General features: G+C 66.8%; 17 protein-coding genes and 1 pseudogene. 8 read left to right on the top strand and 10 right to left on the bottom strand.

The genetic code is table 11. The features are described 5' to 3' along the window. Nucleotides 1–228: 228 nt before the first annotated feature. Both H681_RS10360 and speE read right to left on the bottom strand, forming a co-directional pair. Nucleotides 229–2,304: an LTA synthase family protein gene (locus tag H681_RS10360; RefSeq protein WP_015476803.1), complete on the bottom strand. Its 2,076-nt coding sequence runs from the start codon at nt 2,302–2,304 to the stop codon at nt 229–231. A 303-nt stretch (nt 2,305–2,607) separates the two neighbouring features. Beyond that, nucleotides 2,608–3,468, bottom strand: coding sequence for a polyamine aminopropyltransferase (gene speE, locus H681_RS10355; RefSeq protein WP_015476802.1), 861 nt, complete (start codon nt 3,466–3,468; stop codon nt 2,608–2,610). Nucleotides 3,469–3,652: 184 nt separating this feature from the next. Between speE and H681_RS10350 the strand changes: the two genes are divergently transcribed. Continuing rightward, nucleotides 3,653–4,558 (top strand): DNA-3-methyladenine glycosylase family protein, encoded by a 906-nt coding sequence (locus H681_RS10350; protein WP_015476801.1) that lies wholly within the window; start codon nt 3,653–3,655, stop codon nt 4,556–4,558. Nucleotides 4,559–4,560: 2 nt separating this feature from the next. Beyond that, on the top strand, nt 4,561–5,037 hold the full coding sequence (locus tag H681_RS10345; RefSeq protein WP_015476800.1) for a methylated-DNA--[protein]-cysteine S-methyltransferase: 477 nt from the start codon (nt 4,561–4,563) through the stop codon (nt 5,035–5,037). Here the strand turns inward: H681_RS10345 and H681_RS10340 are convergent. From H681_RS10340 to aroC, 7 genes and pseudogenes are all read right to left on the bottom strand, one after another. Beyond that, nucleotides 5,034–5,567, bottom strand: coding sequence for a methylated-DNA--[protein]-cysteine S-methyltransferase (locus H681_RS10340; RefSeq protein WP_015476799.1), 534 nt, complete (start codon nt 5,565–5,567; stop codon nt 5,034–5,036). The two genes, H681_RS10345 and H681_RS10340, sit on opposite strands and share 4 nt — an antisense overlap. A 363-nt stretch (nt 5,568–5,930) precedes the next feature. Next, nucleotides 5,931–6,122, bottom strand: coding sequence for a PLD nuclease N-terminal domain-containing protein (locus tag H681_RS10335; RefSeq protein ID WP_015476798.1), 192 nt, complete (start codon nt 6,120–6,122; stop codon nt 5,931–5,933). A gap of 73 nt (nt 6,123–6,195) precedes the next feature. After that, the gene (gene mtnC, locus H681_RS10330) at nt 6,196–6,879 is read right to left on the bottom strand and encodes an acireductone synthase (RefSeq protein WP_015476797.1); all 684 of its coding nucleotides are present in this window, start codon (nt 6,877–6,879) and stop codon (nt 6,196–6,198) included. 149 nt (nt 6,880–7,028) lie between these two features. Further along, on the bottom strand, nt 7,029–7,574 hold the full coding sequence (locus tag H681_RS10325) for a 1,2-dihydroxy-3-keto-5-methylthiopentene dioxygenase (protein WP_015476796.1): 546 nt from the start codon (nt 7,572–7,574) through the stop codon (nt 7,029–7,031). A 28-nt stretch (nt 7,575–7,602) separates the two neighbouring features. After that, nucleotides 7,603–8,229, bottom strand: a complete 627-nt coding sequence (locus tag H681_RS10320) for a methylthioribulose 1-phosphate dehydratase (protein WP_015476795.1) — start codon at nt 8,227–8,229, stop codon at nt 7,603–7,605. Then, a pseudogene (locus tag H681_RS10315) lies at nt 8,213–9,372 on the bottom strand (MFS transporter). The gene H681_RS10320 and the pseudogene H681_RS10315 overlap by 17 nt, the downstream one beginning before the upstream one ends. 55 nt (nt 9,373–9,427) lie before the next feature. Continuing rightward, complete coding sequence (gene aroC, locus H681_RS10310; RefSeq protein ID WP_015476794.1) at nt 9,428–10,519, bottom strand: chorismate synthase; 1,092 nt, start codon at nt 10,517–10,519, stop codon at nt 9,428–9,430. A gap of 109 nt (nt 10,520–10,628) precedes the next feature. Between aroC and H681_RS10305 the strand changes: the two genes are divergently transcribed. Both H681_RS10305 and H681_RS10300 read left to right on the top strand, forming a co-directional pair. Next, on the top strand, nt 10,629–11,672 hold the full coding sequence (locus H681_RS10305; RefSeq protein WP_442961263.1) for an alpha/beta hydrolase: 1,044 nt from the start codon (nt 10,629–10,631) through the stop codon (nt 11,670–11,672). Between the two features lie 47 nt (nt 11,673–11,719). Next, the gene (locus H681_RS10300) at nt 11,720–12,505 is read left to right on the top strand and encodes an N-acetyltransferase (protein ID WP_015476792.1); all 786 of its coding nucleotides are present in this window, start codon (nt 11,720–11,722) and stop codon (nt 12,503–12,505) included. A 634-nt stretch (nt 12,506–13,139) separates the two neighbouring features. Here the strand turns inward: H681_RS10300 and prmB are convergent. Beyond that, a complete protein-coding gene (gene prmB / locus H681_RS10295; RefSeq protein WP_015476791.1) occupies nt 13,140–14,054 on the bottom strand; it encodes a 50S ribosomal protein L3 N(5)-glutamine methyltransferase in 915 nt (304 codons plus the stop codon). Nucleotides 14,055–14,232: 178 nt separating this feature from the next. Here prmB and H681_RS10290 point away from each other — a divergent pair, with 178 nt between their 5' ends. From H681_RS10290 to folE, 4 genes are all read left to right on the top strand, one after another. Then, on the top strand, nt 14,233–14,829 hold the full coding sequence (locus H681_RS10290; RefSeq protein WP_015476790.1) for a cysteine hydrolase family protein: 597 nt from the start codon (nt 14,233–14,235) through the stop codon (nt 14,827–14,829). A gap of 173 nt (nt 14,830–15,002) precedes the next feature. Further along, complete coding sequence (locus H681_RS10285) at nt 15,003–15,323, top strand: hypothetical protein (protein ID WP_015476789.1); 321 nt, start codon at nt 15,003–15,005, stop codon at nt 15,321–15,323. A gap of 67 nt (nt 15,324–15,390) precedes the next feature. Then, nucleotides 15,391–15,948, top strand: coding sequence for a Smr/MutS family protein (locus H681_RS10280; RefSeq protein ID WP_015476788.1), 558 nt, complete (start codon nt 15,391–15,393; stop codon nt 15,946–15,948). A gap of 133 nt (nt 15,949–16,081) precedes the next feature. Then, nucleotides 16,082–16,627: a GTP cyclohydrolase I FolE gene (gene folE / locus H681_RS10275; protein WP_015476787.1), complete on the top strand. Its 546-nt coding sequence runs from the start codon at nt 16,082–16,084 to the stop codon at nt 16,625–16,627. Nucleotides 16,628–16,634 lie beyond the last annotated feature (7 nt).

Genomic DNA, 16,634 nt, shown 5'->3' with positions numbered 1-16,634 from the left:
ACGACTTTTCTTATAATCCATTAGACCGATGTGGTCTTACTTTATAACTGGTTTCTACGGATTATTCGGCAGGAAAATACCCCTCCCCAGCGTCTGGCGCGGCACTTTCCCCGTAGGAACGGGCTGACTGGCGAACCTCGCCGAATGACTGTTCGCGCACCGGCCAGCCCCACGAAAACAGGCGAAAAAAAAAGGGGCCCGAAGGCCCCTTCTTCACTCACCCGGCGATCACTTCGCGTCGGGCTTGCCGTCCACCACGCCGGCGGTGTTGTCCAGCAGGCTCTTGGTCGCGGTCTGGATGAAGGACTCCAGGCGCACGCGCAGGTCTTCCCGGTCCGGCGCGTTCTCCACGCGGGTCACGCCGAAGTCCTTGCCGACCTTGTAGTCGTAGACGCGGATGTCGCCTTCCTTGGGTTTGATCAGGATGCGGTTGCCGTCGATGATCGCCACCACCTGCTCACTGCCGGAGGGCTTGATCACGCCGACGCCCTTGTCGCCTTCAGGCAGGTTCAGCAGGTCGCGGCCCCAGCACTGGTGGCGCACTTCGCCGCCCAGGCGGCCCATGATGGTCGGCACGATGTCGATCTGGGTGCCGACGGTGTCACGGGTGGTGCCGAACTTCTCCTGGATGCCCGGAGCGATCATCAGCAGCGGCACGTTGAAGCGGAACAGGTCCATTTCGGTCAGCTGTTCCGGCGCGCCGAAGCCGTGGTCGCCCACGACGATGAACAGGGTGTCCTTGTAGTAAGGCGACTTCTTCGCCTTCTCGAAGAACTGGCCCAGCGCCCAGTCGGAGTAACGCATGGCCGTCAGGTGCTCGTCGAGGCTGCCATGACCGGTCACGCGCTCCACCGGCAGGTCCTTGGGCAGTGCGTAGGGCACGTGGTTCGACAGGCTCTGCAGCAGGGCGTAGAACGGCTTGCCGGTGGCTTCGAGCTTGTCCAGTTCCTCGTTGCCGCGGGCGAACATGTCCTGGTCGGACACACCCCAGGTCGGGTCGGAGAACACCGGGTTCACGAAGTCGTTGCGGCCGATGAAGCTGGTCATGCCCTGGTTGGCGAAGAAGCCGGACTGGTTGTCCCAGGCGAAATCGCCGTTGTAGACGTAGGTGTCCTCGAAGTGGCGCGCCGACAGCAGCTGCGGCAGGCCGGAGAACTTGTGGCCGCCCTCGGGCGTCTGCATCAGGTACTCGAAGCCCGGCAGGTTGGGGAAGCACGCCATCGTGGCGAACATGCCCTGGTGGGTGTGGGTGCCGTTGGAGAAGAACTGGGTGAACAGCAGGCCTTCCTTCGACAGCTTGTCGAAGTACGGGGTGATGTTGCCCTCCCCGCCCAGCGCGCCGACGAAGTGGCCGGCGAAGCTTTCCAGCAGGATCACCACCACGTTCTTCACCGGCAGGGTGCCATCGGCCGGCGGGGTGAAATCGCGGCGGATAGCGGCATCGTCGGCGTCGACCAGCTTGTCGTTGGGCGTCAGCAGCATCTTGCGCACGGTCTCGCGAGCCTGGTCGTCCGGCAGGCTGGACTTCCAGATGTTCGCGCGGTCCTCGCCGAAGCGGTCCTCGGCGGCCTTGACCAGCGTCATCGTGCCGTTCAGGCCCAACTGGTTGGCGAACATCGAGTCGGTGGTGAAGGCATCGCCCCAGCGCAGCGGCGGACCCTGGCGCAGGGTGCCACGGGCGGCGAGCACGCAGAGGACCACGACCACCAGCATCACCGCCACGCGGACGTACCAGGCGGCGACAGCCGGACCGGAGGTCTCCGGACGGGTCGCGCGGTCGATGCCGCGGAACAGCATGTACAGCAGCCAGGTGGCGAAGGCCCAGGCCAGCAGGTAGCGGACCACCGGGTAGCCGTACCAGATCATGCTCATGACCGTCCTGGGGTCTTCGGACATGTACTGGAACACCAGGCTGTTCAGGCGCTGGTGAAACTCACGGTAGAAATCCATCTCCAGCACGCCGAGGAACAGCGTCAGGCTCGCCGTCACGGTCAGCCAGGCCTTCCACAGCCAGCGCCAGCCCATCGCGCGGGCGCTGGCGATGGCGAAGACCAGCGGAGCGACGATGTAGACCACCACGCGGATATCGAAACGCAGACCGGTGATGAAGGCCTCGACGAAGGTGGAGGCCGGCGTGCTGCCGACCAGTTCGCGGTTATAGATGAACAGCGCAAGACGTAACAGGGAGAACATCACCATCAGCGCAAGGACGCTGAGCGCGGTGAACGCCAGATGACTGGAGACGGTGGGCCGCGTGAGGCTCGCACCGTTCTGGCGATTGGTCAGGACTTCTGGTTGGCCCATTTCTAGGTTCCGTTGTGAACGTGTGGGTTCAAAGGCGCGCCGCCCGTGCGGGGCCCTGCGTGAGCGCGAAAAAGCTGCGGCATTACATCGCAAAAGCAGCGGCGGCGCATTTTATTCGGCGCCGCTTAAGTCGACATTATGCCGAGTCGGGCAATCGTTTCGGGATGATACGAGCCCCTGGCGGCAGCGCAGCGACCGCCGGACGGCGGGTACCCTGCCAGGCGACGGGTGAAGAAACTGTCATGCCCCGGCCGCCGCCATGCGTGGCGCCGCCCCTGTGCGGGAACGGCGCCGTGGCCGGCATCAGTCGTTGGCCGGCTTGCCGATGGCCTGCAGCACGTACTGCGGCAGGGCGAAGGCGCCCTGGTGGATGGCCGGGTTGTAGTAGCGGGTCTGGATGCCGCTGGCGGCGAAGCGCTGTTGCAGGGTAGCGGCCTCGACATGGCGCAGGGCCGGGTTGGTCGAGCCCCAGGCGAAGGTCATCGCGCCGCCGATGTAGGTCGGCACGGCCGCCTGGTAGAAGTGCCAGTCGGCGAACAGGCCGTTCATCCGACCGGCAGTGTTGCGCACGGTGTCCAACTGCATGAAGGGCGTGCCGTTCTGGGTCACCAGTACGCCGCCTTCGTTCAGGCAGCGATGACAGGCCTGGTAGAAGTTTTCCGAGAACAGCACCTCACCCGGGCCGATCGGGTCGGTGGAGTCGGAAATGATCACGTCGAACTTCGAGGAGGTGGTGGCGACGAAGCGCATGCCGTCGTCGATCACCAGGTTCAGGCGCGGGTCGTCGAAGGCGCCCTGGGAATGGTTCGGCAGGAACTCCTTGCACATGTCGACCACGGTGCCGTCGATCTCGACCATCGTGATGTGCTCGACGCTGGCGTGCTTGGACACTTCGCGCAGCATGCCGCCGTCACCGCCGCCGATGATCAGCACGCGCCTGGCCGCGCCGTGGGCGAGGATCGGCACATGGGTGAGCATCTCGTGGTAGATGAACTCGTCGGCCTCGGTGGTCTGGATCACACCGTCCAGCGCCATCACCCGGCCCATCCGGGCATTCTCGAAGATCACCAGGTGCTGGTGCTCGGTGCGCACCTCGTGGAGCATCCTGTCGACGCTGAAACGCTGGCCATAGCCGTCGTAGAGGGTTTCCTGGTAATCGTGCATGGGCTGGGCTCCCGTCGGGACAAGACAATAGGAGGGGACGGCCGCGCCGCCCCGAAAGAGGCGCGCATTCTACGTGCCCGACGATGACAGGTCGAACCCCGTCGTCGCCCGGCGCCCTCATGGACGGGCGTTTGAAAGTCAGCGCCGGGAGGACAGCCCCGCCGGCAACAGGTAAGGTCACCCCATGAAAACCACATCGCACACACCCCAGCGCCTTCGCCTGTCCTACCGGGCGCCCTGGGACTGGCAACAGTTCCACGAACACTTCGCCCTACGCAGCCTGGCCGGCGTCGAATGCCTGTCGCCCCGGCGCTACGCACGCAGCGTGCGGCTGGGCGAGGACCGTGGCTGGTTCAGCGTCGCGCCGCTGGACGATTCGGCGGAACTGGAGCTGGAGCTGCACCTTCCAGCCAACCACGCGGAAACGCTGACGGCGCGGGTGCGCAAGATGTTCGACCTGGACAGCGACCCCGCCCACATCGCCGGTCACCTGGGCAACGACCCGCTGCTCGGCCCGCTCATCCGGCACACGCCGGGGCTGCGCTTGCCCACGGCGTTCGATCCGTTCGAACAGGCGGTGCGCGCCATCGTCGGCCAACAGGTCACGGTGAAAGCCGCGGTGACCATCGTCGGCCGGCTGGTGCAACGCCTGGGCGAGCCGCTGCCGGGCGACGTCCCCGGCCAGCCCACCCGCCTGTTCCCCACCCCGCAAGCCCTGGCCGGCGCCGACCTCGCCGGCATCGGCATGCCCGGCAAGCGCGTGGAAACCCTGCAACGCTTCGCCGCCGCCTGCGCCAGCGGCGCCCTGGCCCTGCATGTGGACGATGGCGCCGACGACCTGGTGAAGCGCCTCTGCGCCCTCCCCGGCATCGGCCCCTGGACCGCCGAATACGTCGCCCTGCGCGCCTTCGGCGATCCGGACGCCTTCCCCACCGCCGATCTGGGGCTGCTCAAATCGCCGGTCTGGGGCGCCGACGGTATCGCCGCCCGCGACCTGCAGCGCCGCGCCGAAGCCTGGAGGCCCTGGCGCGCCTACGCCGCCGTCTATCTGTGGCACGCCTACTCCCAGAGCGGCCGCACCGGAGGATGACCATGCACTACCGTTACCACGACAGCCCCACCGGCCGCCTACTGCTGGCCGGCGACGAAGGCGGCCTGAAAATGCTCTACATGGATCTGGAAACGCGGCACTACCCGGAGCCGGACTGGCGCGAGGGAAGCCCTCTGCTGGACGACGTGGCGCGCCAGCTGGATGAGTACTTCGCCGGCAAGCGCCAGCGCTTCGAGGTACGCCTGAACACCGGCGGTACCGAGTTCCAGCGCCAGGTCTGGCAGGCGCTGCTGGAGATTCCCTACGGTTACACCACCTATTACGCCGAACTGGCCCGGCGTATCGGCCGGCCCAAGGCGATACGCGCCGTGGGGGCGGCCAATGGCGCCAACCCGATCAGCATCATCGTGCCCTGCCACCGGGTACTCGGCCGCGACGGCAGCCTCACCGGCTACGCCGGCGGCTTGCCGCGCAAGGAACTGCTGCTGCGCCTGGAAGGCGCCATCGGCCGGGACTAGAAATCGAAGGCGGTTTGCGCGGCCTGCGGGTTCTCGACGCCTTCCAGCGCCAGCATGCGCAGCTTCGAATCGCGCCCGCCGGGCGCGGAAAAGCCGCCGGTCTTGCCACCGCTGGCAAGCACACGGTGGCAGGGAATGATCAGCGGGATCGGATTGCTGCCCATCGCCTGTCCCACCGCGCGGGACAAGCCGACATCGCCCAGGCGCCGGGCAATCTCGCCATAGGTCGTCGTCTCGCCCCGAGCGAGCTGCAGGATGTCGTCATACACGCGGCGGTGGAACGCGCTGACCGCCGACAGATCCAGCGGCAGGCCATCGAACGACACCGACTCGCCCCGCGCATAGCCGAGGATCGACGCCCGCGCCTCATCGATGAACACCGGCCAATGGGCGGTTTCGGTTCCGAGCGTGTCGAGCCGGGCGCGCAGGCTGTGCACCGGCTCCCCCGGCAGACAGGTACGCACGATCCCCTGCGAGCTCCAGGCGAGCCCGAACCAGCCGAGGTCTGTTTCGATCAGGCAGTAATGCATCGGTCGAGTGTCCGTCGCCGGACCTGATTCCGCAAGCCTTCCGGCAGCCAGCTCCACCTCGGTGATGGGCTTGCAGTGAACAGCGGGGATTGGGGTTGGCGTCGACGACGATCTTCGAACCGGGCTGCCTGCCGGCTGCACTCGCGGGGTTGTCGTCGAGTGGGGCGAAGACCAGCCATTGCACCCACGCTGCAGGATGAACACCTGTAGGCGCCCCCTCGGTCCTACGAAAAGCGGCCGGTGCACAACCCAATGCGCAGCATCATCCGCCGTGATGGGTATCCCTTCGCTCCACACCCTCCGGCGAGAAGCGGCTCAATGCGATAGTGAGGGGCGGCCATCCGAGGCATCGGCGGATGGGATTCAGCCCTGCGCCTTGCTGCGCGGCCCGGCGACGGCCCAGATGATCAACCCCAGCACCGGCAGGACGGCGACCACCAGGATCCAGATGATCTTCTTCGGTATGTCGGCACCGCTCCTTGCCACGTTGATGATGGCCCAGATATCCAGGGCGAAGATGATCAGGCTGATCAGACCACTCAGGGTTGAGCCCATAGCGAAGTTCCCTCTCTACGAAAATTGGCGCGCCAAGCATAACCGTCCTGTTCGTGGCGGCACAGGTGGCGATTCAGCCTCGCGTCGGATCGATCACCGCGAAGCTGGCTACGCTGTCGTGCCCCTCCAGCACCCCACCCTCGCGCGCCAGGCCGATGGTCTGCAGGCCGGCCTGCTGCGCGGCGTCCAGCTCCTGAACCACGTCGGAAAGGAAGAGGATTTCCTCGCCCGGCAGGCCGATGGCGGCGGCGATGCGACGGTAGGACTCGGCCTCGCGCTTGGGCCCGCTGGTGGTGTCGAAGTAGCCGGAGAACAGCGGCGTCAGGTCGCCGGCCTCGGAGCAGCCGAAGATCAGCTTCTGTGCCTGGATCGAGCCGGAGGAATAGACGTACAGCCGGTAGCCCTCGGCGTGCCAGTGGCGCAGCGCATCGACGGCGTCCGGGTAGACATGGCCCTTGAGCTGGCCGGCACGGTAGCCCTGCTCCCAGACCATGCCCTGCAATGCCTTGAGCGGCGTGGCCTTGCGGTCTTCGGCGATCCAGCCGAGGAGGATGTCGATGCAGCGTTCGGTGTCGGCGCTCGCCTCGCCGCTGTCGGCGCGCACGGCAACCAGTTGCTCGGCCACGGCCGGCTCGGCGGCGTGCTCGCGCACGTAGCCCGGCAGGTGCGCGGCGGCATAGGGGAAGAGTACGTCGAAGACGAAGCTGACTGCGCTGGTGGTGCCTTCGATGTCGGTGAGGATGGCTTTGATCGGCATGGGAACTCCAAAGGCCCGCTGCTGCGGCAAGCGGACGGTGTGACCATGTAGGAGCGAGCTTGCTCGCGAACGAACCCCGCTGAGGAATCTGTTCGCGAGCAAGCTCGCTCCTACGAAGAGCGCTGTGCGGCGCGGCGACTGCTGCGCTGTCAGTCTTCCAGCAACGGAAACCGCTTGGCGATCTCGTCGCCGGTGAACCTGGCGACCCAGCCCTCGGCATTGTTGAACAGGCGGATGGCCACAAAGTGCGGGCGCTCGCCCATGTCGAACCAGTGGCGGGTACCGGCGGGCACCGAGATCAGGTCGTTCTTCTCGCACTGCACGGCGTAGACGTGATCCTCGATGTGCAGGGTGAACAGCCCGCGGCCAGCGACGAAGAAGCGCACTTCGTCCTCGCCGTGGCGGTGCTCGTCGAGGAACTTGGCGCGAAGTTCGTCCTTCTGCGGGTGATCGGCGCTCAGGCTGACCACGTCCACGGTGACATAGCCCTCCTCTTCCTGCAGGCGACGAATCTCGTGCTGGTAAGCGGCGATCACTTCCTCCTGGCTGGCGCCGGGGACGATCGGGGCGTTGGCCGCCCAACGCTGGAAGCGCACGCCCAGTTCTCCCAGGGTCGAGGCGATGTCCTCGGCATGAGTCAGCAGCTTCAGCGGCTGCTCGGGGCTCGATTCGTGGTAGACGGTCAGGCTGCTCATGGTCGGGCTACTCGATTCTCAGGGTTATTCACTGCGCGACGCCACGCAGGCTCAGCACCTTCAGCTCGCACTCGAAGAGGAACTCGAAGGCCTCCACCTGGCGCAGCACGTCGCTCATGCGCGGTCCCCAAGTGTACAGGCCGTGGCCACGGATCAGGTAACCGGGACAGTCCGGATGCGCATCGAGCCAGGGCTGCACCTTGGCCGCCAGGCGGGCGATGTCCTGGTCGTTGTCGAAGATCGGCACGGTGACGCGGCCTTCGTGCGTGGTGACGCCGGCGAAGGCCTTCTGCAACTCGTAGTCTTCCAGCTCCAGGCGGTCGCCCACGGTCAGACGCGACAGCACCGTGGCATTGACCGAATGGGTGTGCAGCACCGCGCCGATCTCCGCGCGCCAGGCGTAGAGCTGGGTGTGCAGCAGGGTTTCCGCCGAGGGTTTCTTGCCCGCCTCCAGGCTGTTGCCGGCCAGGTCGGTTTCCAGCACATCGTCCTCGCCGAGCTGGCCCTTGTGCTTGCCCGAGACGGTGAGCAGCGCGCGGTCGGCCGCCAGGCGCGCCGAGTAGTTGCTGCTGGTGGCCGGCGACCAGCCGCGGCCATAGAGGAAGCGGCCGGCGTCGATGATCTGCCGGGTCAGCTGTTCACGGGTGTCGTTCATGCGGGTCCTCGTTCAGACGGGTCCAGATGATGAAGGCGGCGGCCAGCGCGGCGATGCTGGCGATGGAGAAGGTCCAGGCCGGACCAAGGCTACCCCAGCTGTAGCCGGAGTAAAGCGCGCCCAGTGCGCCGCCGGTCCCCGCCAGCGCAGCATAGAGCGCCTGGCCCTGGCCCTGTTGGCGCGCCTGGAAGCTGCGCTGGACGAAATGAATGGCGGCGGCATGGAAGCTGCCGAAGGTCGCGGCGTGCAGCAACTGGGCGAACAGCAGCACCGGCAAGTGCCCGGCCAGCGTGCCCAGCAGCAGCCAGCGCAAGGCCGCCAGCAGGAAGCTGGCCGCCAGCACCTGGCGCAGGGAAAAACGCTGGAGCAGGCGCGGCATGACCAGGAACAGCAGCACCTCGGCCACCACACCCAGCGCCCAGAGCTGGCCGATCAGTCCACGGGCGTAGCCCAGCGCCTCGAGGTGCAGGGTCAGGAAGGTGTAGTACGGGCCGTGGGACAGCTGCATCAGGCACACGCACAGGTAGAACGCCAGCACGCCGGGGCTGAGCAGTTGCTTGAGGAAACCACCGGCATCGGCTTCGTCATGACGCGCCGGCGGCTGGGCATTGGGCACCCACCAACTGGCGCCGACGATGCCGAGCATGATCGCCAGCAGCGCCAGCGGGTAGCTGTCCAGGCTGGCGCGCTCGAACAGCCAGCCCAGGCCGACCACGGTGCAGATGAAGCCGATGGAGCCCCACAGGCGGATGCGGCTGTAGCTCTCGGTACGCCCGCTCAGGTGCGCCAGAGTGATCACCTCGAACTGCGGCAGCACCGCGTGCCAGAAGAACGCATGCCCGGCCATCACCAGCGCCAGCCAGGCGTAGCTGTGGTCGAGGAAGATGCCGGCGAAGCACAGCGCCGTGCACACCGCGCCAAAGCGCACGATGGCCAGCCGCTGGCCGCTGCGGTCGCCCAGCCAGCCCCACAGGTTCGGCGCCACGCAGCGCATCAGCATGGGGATGGCGACCAGCTCGCCGATGCGCGCGCTGGAAAAGCCCAGGTGATGGAATACAGCGCGAGGAACGGCGCCGTCCCGCCCAGCAGGCAGAAGTAGAAGAAGTAGAAACTGGACAGCCGCCAGTAAGGGACCTGCGTCATCGGCGGCGCGACGAACCTTCCGCGAACCGGTTGGCTCGCGGAAGGTTCAGGTCGATCAGAGCTGACCGAGGACCGGAGTGCCGACCTTCACGTCGGCGTTCTGCGCGCGGTGGCGCAACAGGTGGTCGAGCAGCACGATGGCCATCATCGCCTCGGCGATGGGGGTGGCGCGGATGCCCACGCACGGGTCATGGCGGCCCTTGGTGATCACGTCCACCGGGTTGCCGTTCACGTCGATGGAACGGCCGGGGGTGGTGATGCTGGAGGTCGGCTTGAGCGCCAGGTGGGCGATGATCGGCTGGCCGGAGGAAATGCCGCCGAGAATGCCGCCGGCATTGTTCGACAGGAAGCCTTCGGGGGTCAGCTCGTCGCGGTGCTCGGTGCCGCGCTGGGCGACGCTGGCGAAGCCGGCGCCGATTTCCACGCCCTTCACCGCGTTGATGCTCATCAGCGCATGGGCCAGTTCGGCGTCCAGGCGGTCGAAGATCGGCTCGCCCAGGCCCGGCGGTACGCCTTCGGCGACCACGGTGATCTTCGCGCCGACCGAGTCCTGGTCGCGGCGCAGCTGGTCCATGTAGGCCTCCAGCTCCGGCACCTTGTCCGGGTCGGGGCTGAAGAAGGCGTTGTCTTCGACACTGTCCCAGGTCTTGAAAGGGATTTCGATCGGGCCGAGCTGGCTCATGTAGCCGCGCACGCTGATGCCCATGCCCGCCAGGACCTTCTTGGCGATGGCGCCGGCGGCCACACGCATGGCGGTCTCGCGTGCCGAGGAGCGGCCACCACCACGGTAGTCGCGGATGCCGTACTTGTGGTGGTAGGTGTAATCGGCGTGGGCCGGGCGGAACAGGTCCTTGATCGCCGAGTAGTCCTTGGACTTCTGGTCGGTGTTGCGGATCAGCAGACCGATCGAGGTGCCGGTGGTCTTGCCCTCGAACACGCCGGAGAGGATTTCCACCTCGTCGGCTTCCTGGCGCTGGGTGGTGTGGCGGCTGGTGCCGGGCTTGCGGCGGTCCAGGTCGCGCTGCAGGTCTTCCAGGGAAATCTCCAGGCCGGGCGGGCAGCCGTCGACGATGGCGACCAGCGCCGGGCCGTGGCTTTCGCCAGCGGTGGTGACGGTGAACAGCTTGCCGTAGGTGTTGCCGGACATGCGAGGCTCCGCGGAAGACTAACGATCGAAAAGGCCGAGCAGTATACCTGCGTCAATCCGCCCTGCGAACCTTCCGCGACAGGGAGAGTCAAAGCGCCATCACCCCCGCCTGAAGTCTTCGATGCGCCGTCTCGCCCTCCTCTGTCTCTGCCTGTTCGCCGGCCTGCTCGGCTCGACCGCACAAGCCGCTCCCAGCAGCATCCTGCAACGCCCCTACGACCTGGACAGCGGCCACGGCGTGCTGCGCGGCACCCTGCTGCTGCCGCAGAGCGCGACCCCGCCGCCGGTCGCCCTGCTGATCGCCGGCTCCGGCCCCACCGACCGCGACGGCAACAATCCCGAGGGCGGGCAGAACGCCTACCTGCGCAAGCTGGCCGAAGCGCTGGCCGAGAACGGCATCGCCAGTGTGCGCTACGACAAGCGCGGCGTGGCCCGCAGCCTGCCGGCGGCGCCTCGGGAGGAGGAACTCAGCGTCGAAGGCTACGTCGCCGACGTGGTTGCCTGGAGCGACAAGCTGGCGCGCGACCCGCGCTTCGGCCGCCAGGTGCTGATCGGCCACAGCGAGGGTGCGCTGATCGCCAGCCTGGCGGCCCCGGCATCCCACGCCGACGAGCTGATATCGATCTCCGGCAGCGCCCGCCCCATCGGCGAGGTGCTGCGCGAGCAGTTGCAAGGCCGCCTGCCGCCACCCCTGCAGGCCGAAGCCGACCGCTTGATCGACGGCCTCAACGCCGGCCAGCTCCAGTCCCGCGTACCGCAGCCGCTGCTCGTACTGTTCCGCCCCAGTGTGCAGCCCTACCTGATCTCGCTGTTCCGCCAGCGCCCCGCCCGGGCCTTCGCCGCATTGAAGATGCCGACCCTGATCCTCCAGGGCCGCCACGACATCCAGGTCAGCGAGGAAGACGCGCTGGCGCTCAAGCAGGCCAAGCCCGACAGCCAGCTATACCTGATCGACGGCATGAACCACATCCTGCGCATCGTGCCGGCCAGCGGCCCACAACAGTTGGCCTCCTACAACAACCCCAACCTGCCCCTGGCGCGGGAGCTGGTGCAGCGCATCGTCGCCTTCGTGAAGACCGCCCGCACCCTGCCCAACGCCACCCTGGCGTTATCTGGAGCGGACGCCTCAAGAAACGCCGCGCCCCGTCGATAACCCTCGGGACAGCCCCGGTCACGCCCGCCGGGCCCGAGGATCGCCCCATGAGCCAAGCCGAACCCACGCCCATCGCCGAGAGCGCCCCCCAGAGCGCCGCCCGCCCACACCCGTGGGCGGAACTGGGCCCGGAGCACTATCGCCTGCTGCGCCTGGCGCCGCTGCCCACCGACCGCTCGACCGGCGCCCGCCCGCTGCGCTTCGTCCAGCTTGGCCGGGTCGAACGTCACAGCAGCGAACAGAGCCTGCTGCGCCTGACCGTCCAGTTGCCCGGGCAGGTGCTGCGCAAGGAAGTGAACCTGCTGGAAGTCTGGGCGGACCACCGCAACAAGGAAATCCGCTTCGGCGCCGACTCGGGCTTCGCCACCGAACCGCTGAACCGTGGCCTGGGCCGCTTCCTGCTGGCCCAGGGCGTGGCCTGGGCAAAGAAGAAATGGGCGCACTACCGTGTCGAAGGTGGCGCATTGGCGATGAAGGAGGTGCCCAACGAAGAAGCCCGCCAGCGCCGGGATCACTTCCTCCGCGCCCAGGGCTTCGACGTGATCTACGAGGACTCGCGGCTGCTCAAGGCGCGCTATAACGTCGGCCGGATCAGCGAGCTGTACGACGACTGGCACAAGGAAAAGGTGCAGATCCTGCCGCTGCTGGACGCCGCCGCCATGCTCGAACAGGCCGACCACAACCTCGCCACCCAGGCCAACGAAATCCGCCGCCTGGAGCAGCGCATCGAAACCTTCCGCCGCGACGACACCAGCCTGCGCTTCACCATCGCCTGCCTGACGGTGTTCGCGGTGTTCCAGGCCGGATTGCTGATCTGGATCGCCACCCACTGAGGCGTGCGGGCTTTTCGTAGGAGCGAGCCTGCTCGCGAACTTGACCACTCCAAACAGTGCCTATCCAGGCATCGCGATGCCGAATTGAACTCCCATCGCGGACGAAGTTCGCTCCTATCGGACAGTTCTGCGCTCGGATCAGCCCTCACCCTAACCCTCTCCCAGGGGGAGAGGGGACCGTTCGGTGCAGGGAACAATCAAGGTGTCAGCCGATTCGGACGGCTCCCTCTCCCTGAGGGAGAGGGCTGGGGTGAGGGGGTATCGCAGGCACGGATTTCCCCGGTAGAAGACAGTTGTCTCCTACATTGTTTTCTGGGTAATACCCCTCCGGGCCAGCGCAAGCGCTGTTCGCGATGGAGCCGCGTCCCACGTTCGTGGGAATGACGTGTACAGGGGGACTTCGCATCTCACCGTCACTCCCGCGAACGCGGGACAGCGCTTGCGCTGAACGCACTTCAGTGCGGCCCGAAGGGTGAGCGCAGCGAATAGCCTAGAAGACAATTGCTCCTACACGAGCAAATCGGCGTGAGAAGTAAATGGCTTTTCGTAGGAGCGGACTCTATCCGCGATTGGCCCGCTGCCATGCGGTTCGCGAGCAAGCTCGCTCCTACAGGCTAATCCCACCCGCCGCGCGTCAGGCCGTTACCCGTGACTTGAACAGGTCCTGATGCTGCCGGCACTGCTCGGCCGAGAGCAGGAACACGCCATGGCCGCCGTACTCGAAATCGAGCCAGGTGAAGTCCACCTCCGGGTAGAGCGCCGCCACGTGGACCTGGCTGTTGCCCACCTCGACGACCAGGCTGCCGCGCTCGGTCAGATGGTCCGCCGCCTCAGCCAGCATGCGCCGCACCAGGTCCAGGCCGTCGTCGCCGCAGGCCAGGCCCAGCGCCGGTTCGTGATGATATTCCGGAGGCATGTCGGCGAAGTCTTCGGCGTCGACATAGGGCGGGTTGGACACGATCAGGTCGAAGCGCTGCCCCGGCAGGCCGGCAAAGCCATCGCCCTGCACGGAGTAGACACGCTCGCCCAGTTCGTGGCGCTCGATATTGATATTGGCCACTTCCAAGGCCTCGAAGGACAGGTCGCCCAGCACGACTTCGGCCTCGGGGAAGGCACTGGCGCAGGCGATGCCGATGCAGCCCGAGCCGGTGCAGAGGTCGAGAATGCGCGCCGGGTCGGCCGCCAGCCACGGCTCGAAACGGCGCTCGATCAGCTCGGCGATGGGCGAGCGCGGCACCAGCACGCGCTCGTCGATCACGAACGGCAACCCGCAGAACCAGGCCTCTCCCAGCAGGTAGGCGGTGGGCACGCGCTCTTCGATGCGCCGGCGCAGCAGGTGCATCAGGTACTCGCGCTCTTCATCCTCGAGGCGGCAGTCCAGGTAGGCATCGGCCATCTCCCACGGCAGATGCAGCGCACCGAGCACAAGTTGGCGGGCCTCGTCCCAGGCGTTATCGGTGCCATGACCGAAGAACAGTTCCTCGGCGTGGAAACGGCTGACCGCCCAGCGGATGTGGTCACGCAGGGTCAGCAAACGGGATTGAGTCACGGCGCAGTCCTCGCAGCTCGCAAAAAGGGACGCATTCTAACGGAACGGCGACGCGCTGGGGCGTCCCGACCAGCTATCGTTCATCTTGCCAATACCACTTTGGAGCGAGTTAGCAAAGATTCACAGGGAACGCGTTACAGCCCACAATGGTGGCACGTGGATTATCAGGAGTTGAGACATGTCCCTTCCGCTCAGCATGCTGCAGATCAGTGGACGCGGGTACCCGCCGGCCACGCTGCGCCAGAGCACTCTGTTGATCATCGATGCCCAGGAGGAGTACCGCAGCGGCGTGCTGGCGCTGCCTGACCTGGATGCGGCGGTGGCGCAGATCCGCCTGCTGCTGGAGTCGGCCCGGGTCATGGGCACCCCGATCGTTCACGTGCACCACCTGGGCGTGCGGGGCGGCGTACTCGACCCGCAGGGCCCACGTGGCCAGTTCCTCCCCGAGCTCGCCCCGCTGCCGGGCGAGGTCATCGTGGACAAGCGCCTGCCCAATGCCTTCGCCGGCACCGACCTGCATGAGCGCCTGCAGGCCCACGGTCGCCTGGACGTGATCGTCTGCGGCTTCATGACCCATTCGAGCATCAGCACCACCGTACGCGCCGCCAAGGACTACGGCTACCGTTGCACCCTGGCGGACGCCGCCTGCGCCACCCGCGACATCCCCACCCCGGAAGGCGGCGTACTCGCCGCCCGTGACCTGCACCGGGCGGAGATGGCCGCCCTGGGCGACAACTTCGCCGCGGTGGTCGCCCAGGCCCAGGCCCTGATCTGACACCGTCCGTCCCGACGGGCGGCAGCAGCGACCACGAGCGGTTAGGCTCTGCTTAGGCGCAGAGCTTGCGGGCCCGGCTGGAAACCGGGCCCGATGCGCCTCCCGACCTCGGGATTGGAACCCCCTCCAGCCCTGACCGGTCATAGCCTCGTTCAACAGATGAGGAAGTCGGGATGAAGTTGTCCGATAGTTTCAATCCGCGCGCCTTGCGTCCCAAGCGTCCGGGACGCTGGCGCTGGCGCTTCGCCGCCGCCCTGGCCGCGGTGATCGCCACCCTCGGCATCCTGTCCGCGATGGCCGGAGTCGCCGCCCTGCTGCGCCGTCAACCCGCCGTCGGCGTTCTGCACATCGAGCCGGGGGCCGGTGCCGTCCTGCTGGTCATCGGGCTGCTCTGCCTCTGGCTGGGCGTGCTGTTCTGGCGCGCCGCCCGCCGCCGGGCACGCGGCCGCGAGGGTCTGAGCCTGTCGCCGAGACTGATGAAGCGGCGCGACTGAGCCACCCGTGGATTTCCGCAAGGTCGGCGCGATCCGCTACACTGCGCGGCTCTTCGTGGAGGTGCGCATGCAAGACGACGACTTTTCCCAGTTCGCCCGCGAGATGCGCGGCGTCAAGCGCATCACAGTGGACCAGGCCGACACCGGCAAGCCCAAGGCCGACCGCCAGCAGCTCAAGGAGCTGCGGCAGAACGCGACCGTGCGCACCGAGAACATCCGGGTGGACGGCCTGTCCGACCAGTTCGTCATCGACGTCGGGCCGGAAGATGAACTCTACTGGGCCCGTGACGGTGTCCAGGAAGGCCAGATGCGCAAGCTCAAGGCCGGCCAGATCGGCTTCGAGGGCAGCCTCGACCTGCACGGCATGAAGATCGAAAAGGCCCGCGAAACCCTCTGGGACTTCATCGCCGAAGCCACCCGCTTCGAGGTCCGCTGCGTCCGCGTCACCCACGGCAAGGCCGCGCGCGTCGACGGCAGGAGTCCGATGATGAAGAGCCACGTGAATACCTGGCTGCGCCAGCACCCGCAGGTGCTCGGCTTCACCTCCTGCCTGCCGCGCCACGGCGGTGCCGGGGCCATCTACGTGATGCTGCGGCGCACCATGCTCGAAGGCCGCGACGAGTAATCGGGCCGGGAAACGATTGGCGCCAGCACCGCCGCCATAACGCGCCAACCGGCACGCCACCCTTGCCAGCCAAGGCCGCGCGCCCTACCCTGCGCCACGGTTTTTCATATTTGTCATTGCCACAGGTAGATCCATGTCCCTGGAACAACACTACTCCGCGATCCTCAGCCAACTCGGTGAGGACGTTACCCGTGAAGGCCTGGTCGATACGCCCAAGCGTGCCGCCAAAGCCATGCAGTACCTTTGCCGCGGCTACCAGCAGACGCTGGAGGAGATCGTCAACGGCGCGCTGTTCAGCTCCGACAACAGCGAAATGGTGCTGGTCAAGGACATCGAGCTCTACTCGCTCTGCGAGCACCACCTGCTGCCCTTCATCGGCAAGGCCCACGTCGCCTACATTCCCAACGGCAAGGTGCTGGGGCTGTCGAAGGTCGCGCGCATCGTCGACATGTACGCCCGCCGCCTGCAGATCCAGGAAAACATGTCGCGGCAGATCGCCGAGGCCGTGCAGCAGGTCACCGGCGCGCTGGGCGTGGCCGTGGTGATCGAGGCCAAGCACATGTGCATGATGATGCGCGGCGTGGAGAAGCAGAACTCCTCGATGGTCACCTCGGTGATGCTCGGCGAGTTCCGCGAGAACGCCGCCACCCGCAGCGAGTTCCTCAGCCTGATCCGCTGAGCCGAAC

Origin of the sequence: Pseudomonas sp. ATCC 13867 (assembly GCF_000349845.1) — a bacterium.
In the GTDB taxonomy this organism is placed as follows: Bacteria; Pseudomonadota; Gammaproteobacteria; order Pseudomonadales; family Pseudomonadaceae; genus Pseudomonas.
The sequence above is the reverse complement of the archived record's forward strand: the minus strand, read 5'-3'. Positions and strand labels throughout refer to the sequence as shown.

Excerpts from the sequence above, each read along its gene's own strand:
- H681_RS10285 (WP_015476789.1), top strand. The coding sequence starts at position 15,003 with ATGAAGTTGTCCGATAGTTTCAATCCGCGCGCCTTGCGTCCCAAGCGT.
- H681_RS10280 (WP_015476788.1), top strand. The coding sequence starts at position 15,391 with ATGCAAGACGACGACTTTTCCCAGTTCGCCCGCGAGATGCGCGGCGTC.
- aroC (WP_015476794.1), bottom strand. The coding sequence starts at position 10,519 with ATGTCCGGCAACACCTACGGCAAGCTGTTCACCGTCACCACCGCTGGC.
- H681_RS10320 (WP_015476795.1), bottom strand. The coding sequence starts at position 8,229 with ATGAACGACACCCGTGAACAGCTGACCCGGCAGATCATCGACGCCGGC.
- H681_RS10335 (WP_015476798.1), bottom strand. The coding sequence starts at position 6,122 with ATGGGCTCAACCCTGAGTGGTCTGATCAGCCTGATCATCTTCGCCCTG.
- speE (WP_015476802.1), bottom strand. The coding sequence starts at position 3,468 with ATGCACGATTACCAGGAAACCCTCTACGACGGCTATGGCCAGCGTTTC.
- folE (WP_015476787.1), top strand. The coding sequence starts at position 16,082 with ATGTCCCTGGAACAACACTACTCCGCGATCCTCAGCCAACTCGGTGAG.
- H681_RS10345 (WP_015476800.1), top strand. The coding sequence starts at position 4,561 with ATGCACTACCGTTACCACGACAGCCCCACCGGCCGCCTACTGCTGGCC.
- H681_RS10360 (WP_015476803.1), bottom strand. The coding sequence starts at position 2,304 with ATGGGCCAACCAGAAGTCCTGACCAATCGCCAGAACGGTGCGAGCCTC.
- H681_RS10340 (WP_015476799.1), bottom strand. The coding sequence starts at position 5,567 with ATGCATTACTGCCTGATCGAAACAGACCTCGGCTGGTTCGGGCTCGCC.
- H681_RS10290 (WP_015476790.1), top strand. The coding sequence starts at position 14,233 with ATGTCCCTTCCGCTCAGCATGCTGCAGATCAGTGGACGCGGGTACCCG.
- H681_RS10300 (WP_015476792.1), top strand. The coding sequence starts at position 11,720 with ATGAGCCAAGCCGAACCCACGCCCATCGCCGAGAGCGCCCCCCAGAGC.
- H681_RS10350 (WP_015476801.1), top strand. The coding sequence starts at position 3,653 with ATGAAAACCACATCGCACACACCCCAGCGCCTTCGCCTGTCCTACCGG.
- H681_RS10325 (WP_015476796.1), bottom strand. The coding sequence starts at position 7,574 with ATGAGCAGCCTGACCGTCTACCACGAATCGAGCCCCGAGCAGCCGCTG.
- mtnC (WP_015476797.1), bottom strand. The coding sequence starts at position 6,879 with ATGCCGATCAAAGCCATCCTCACCGACATCGAAGGCACCACCAGCGCA.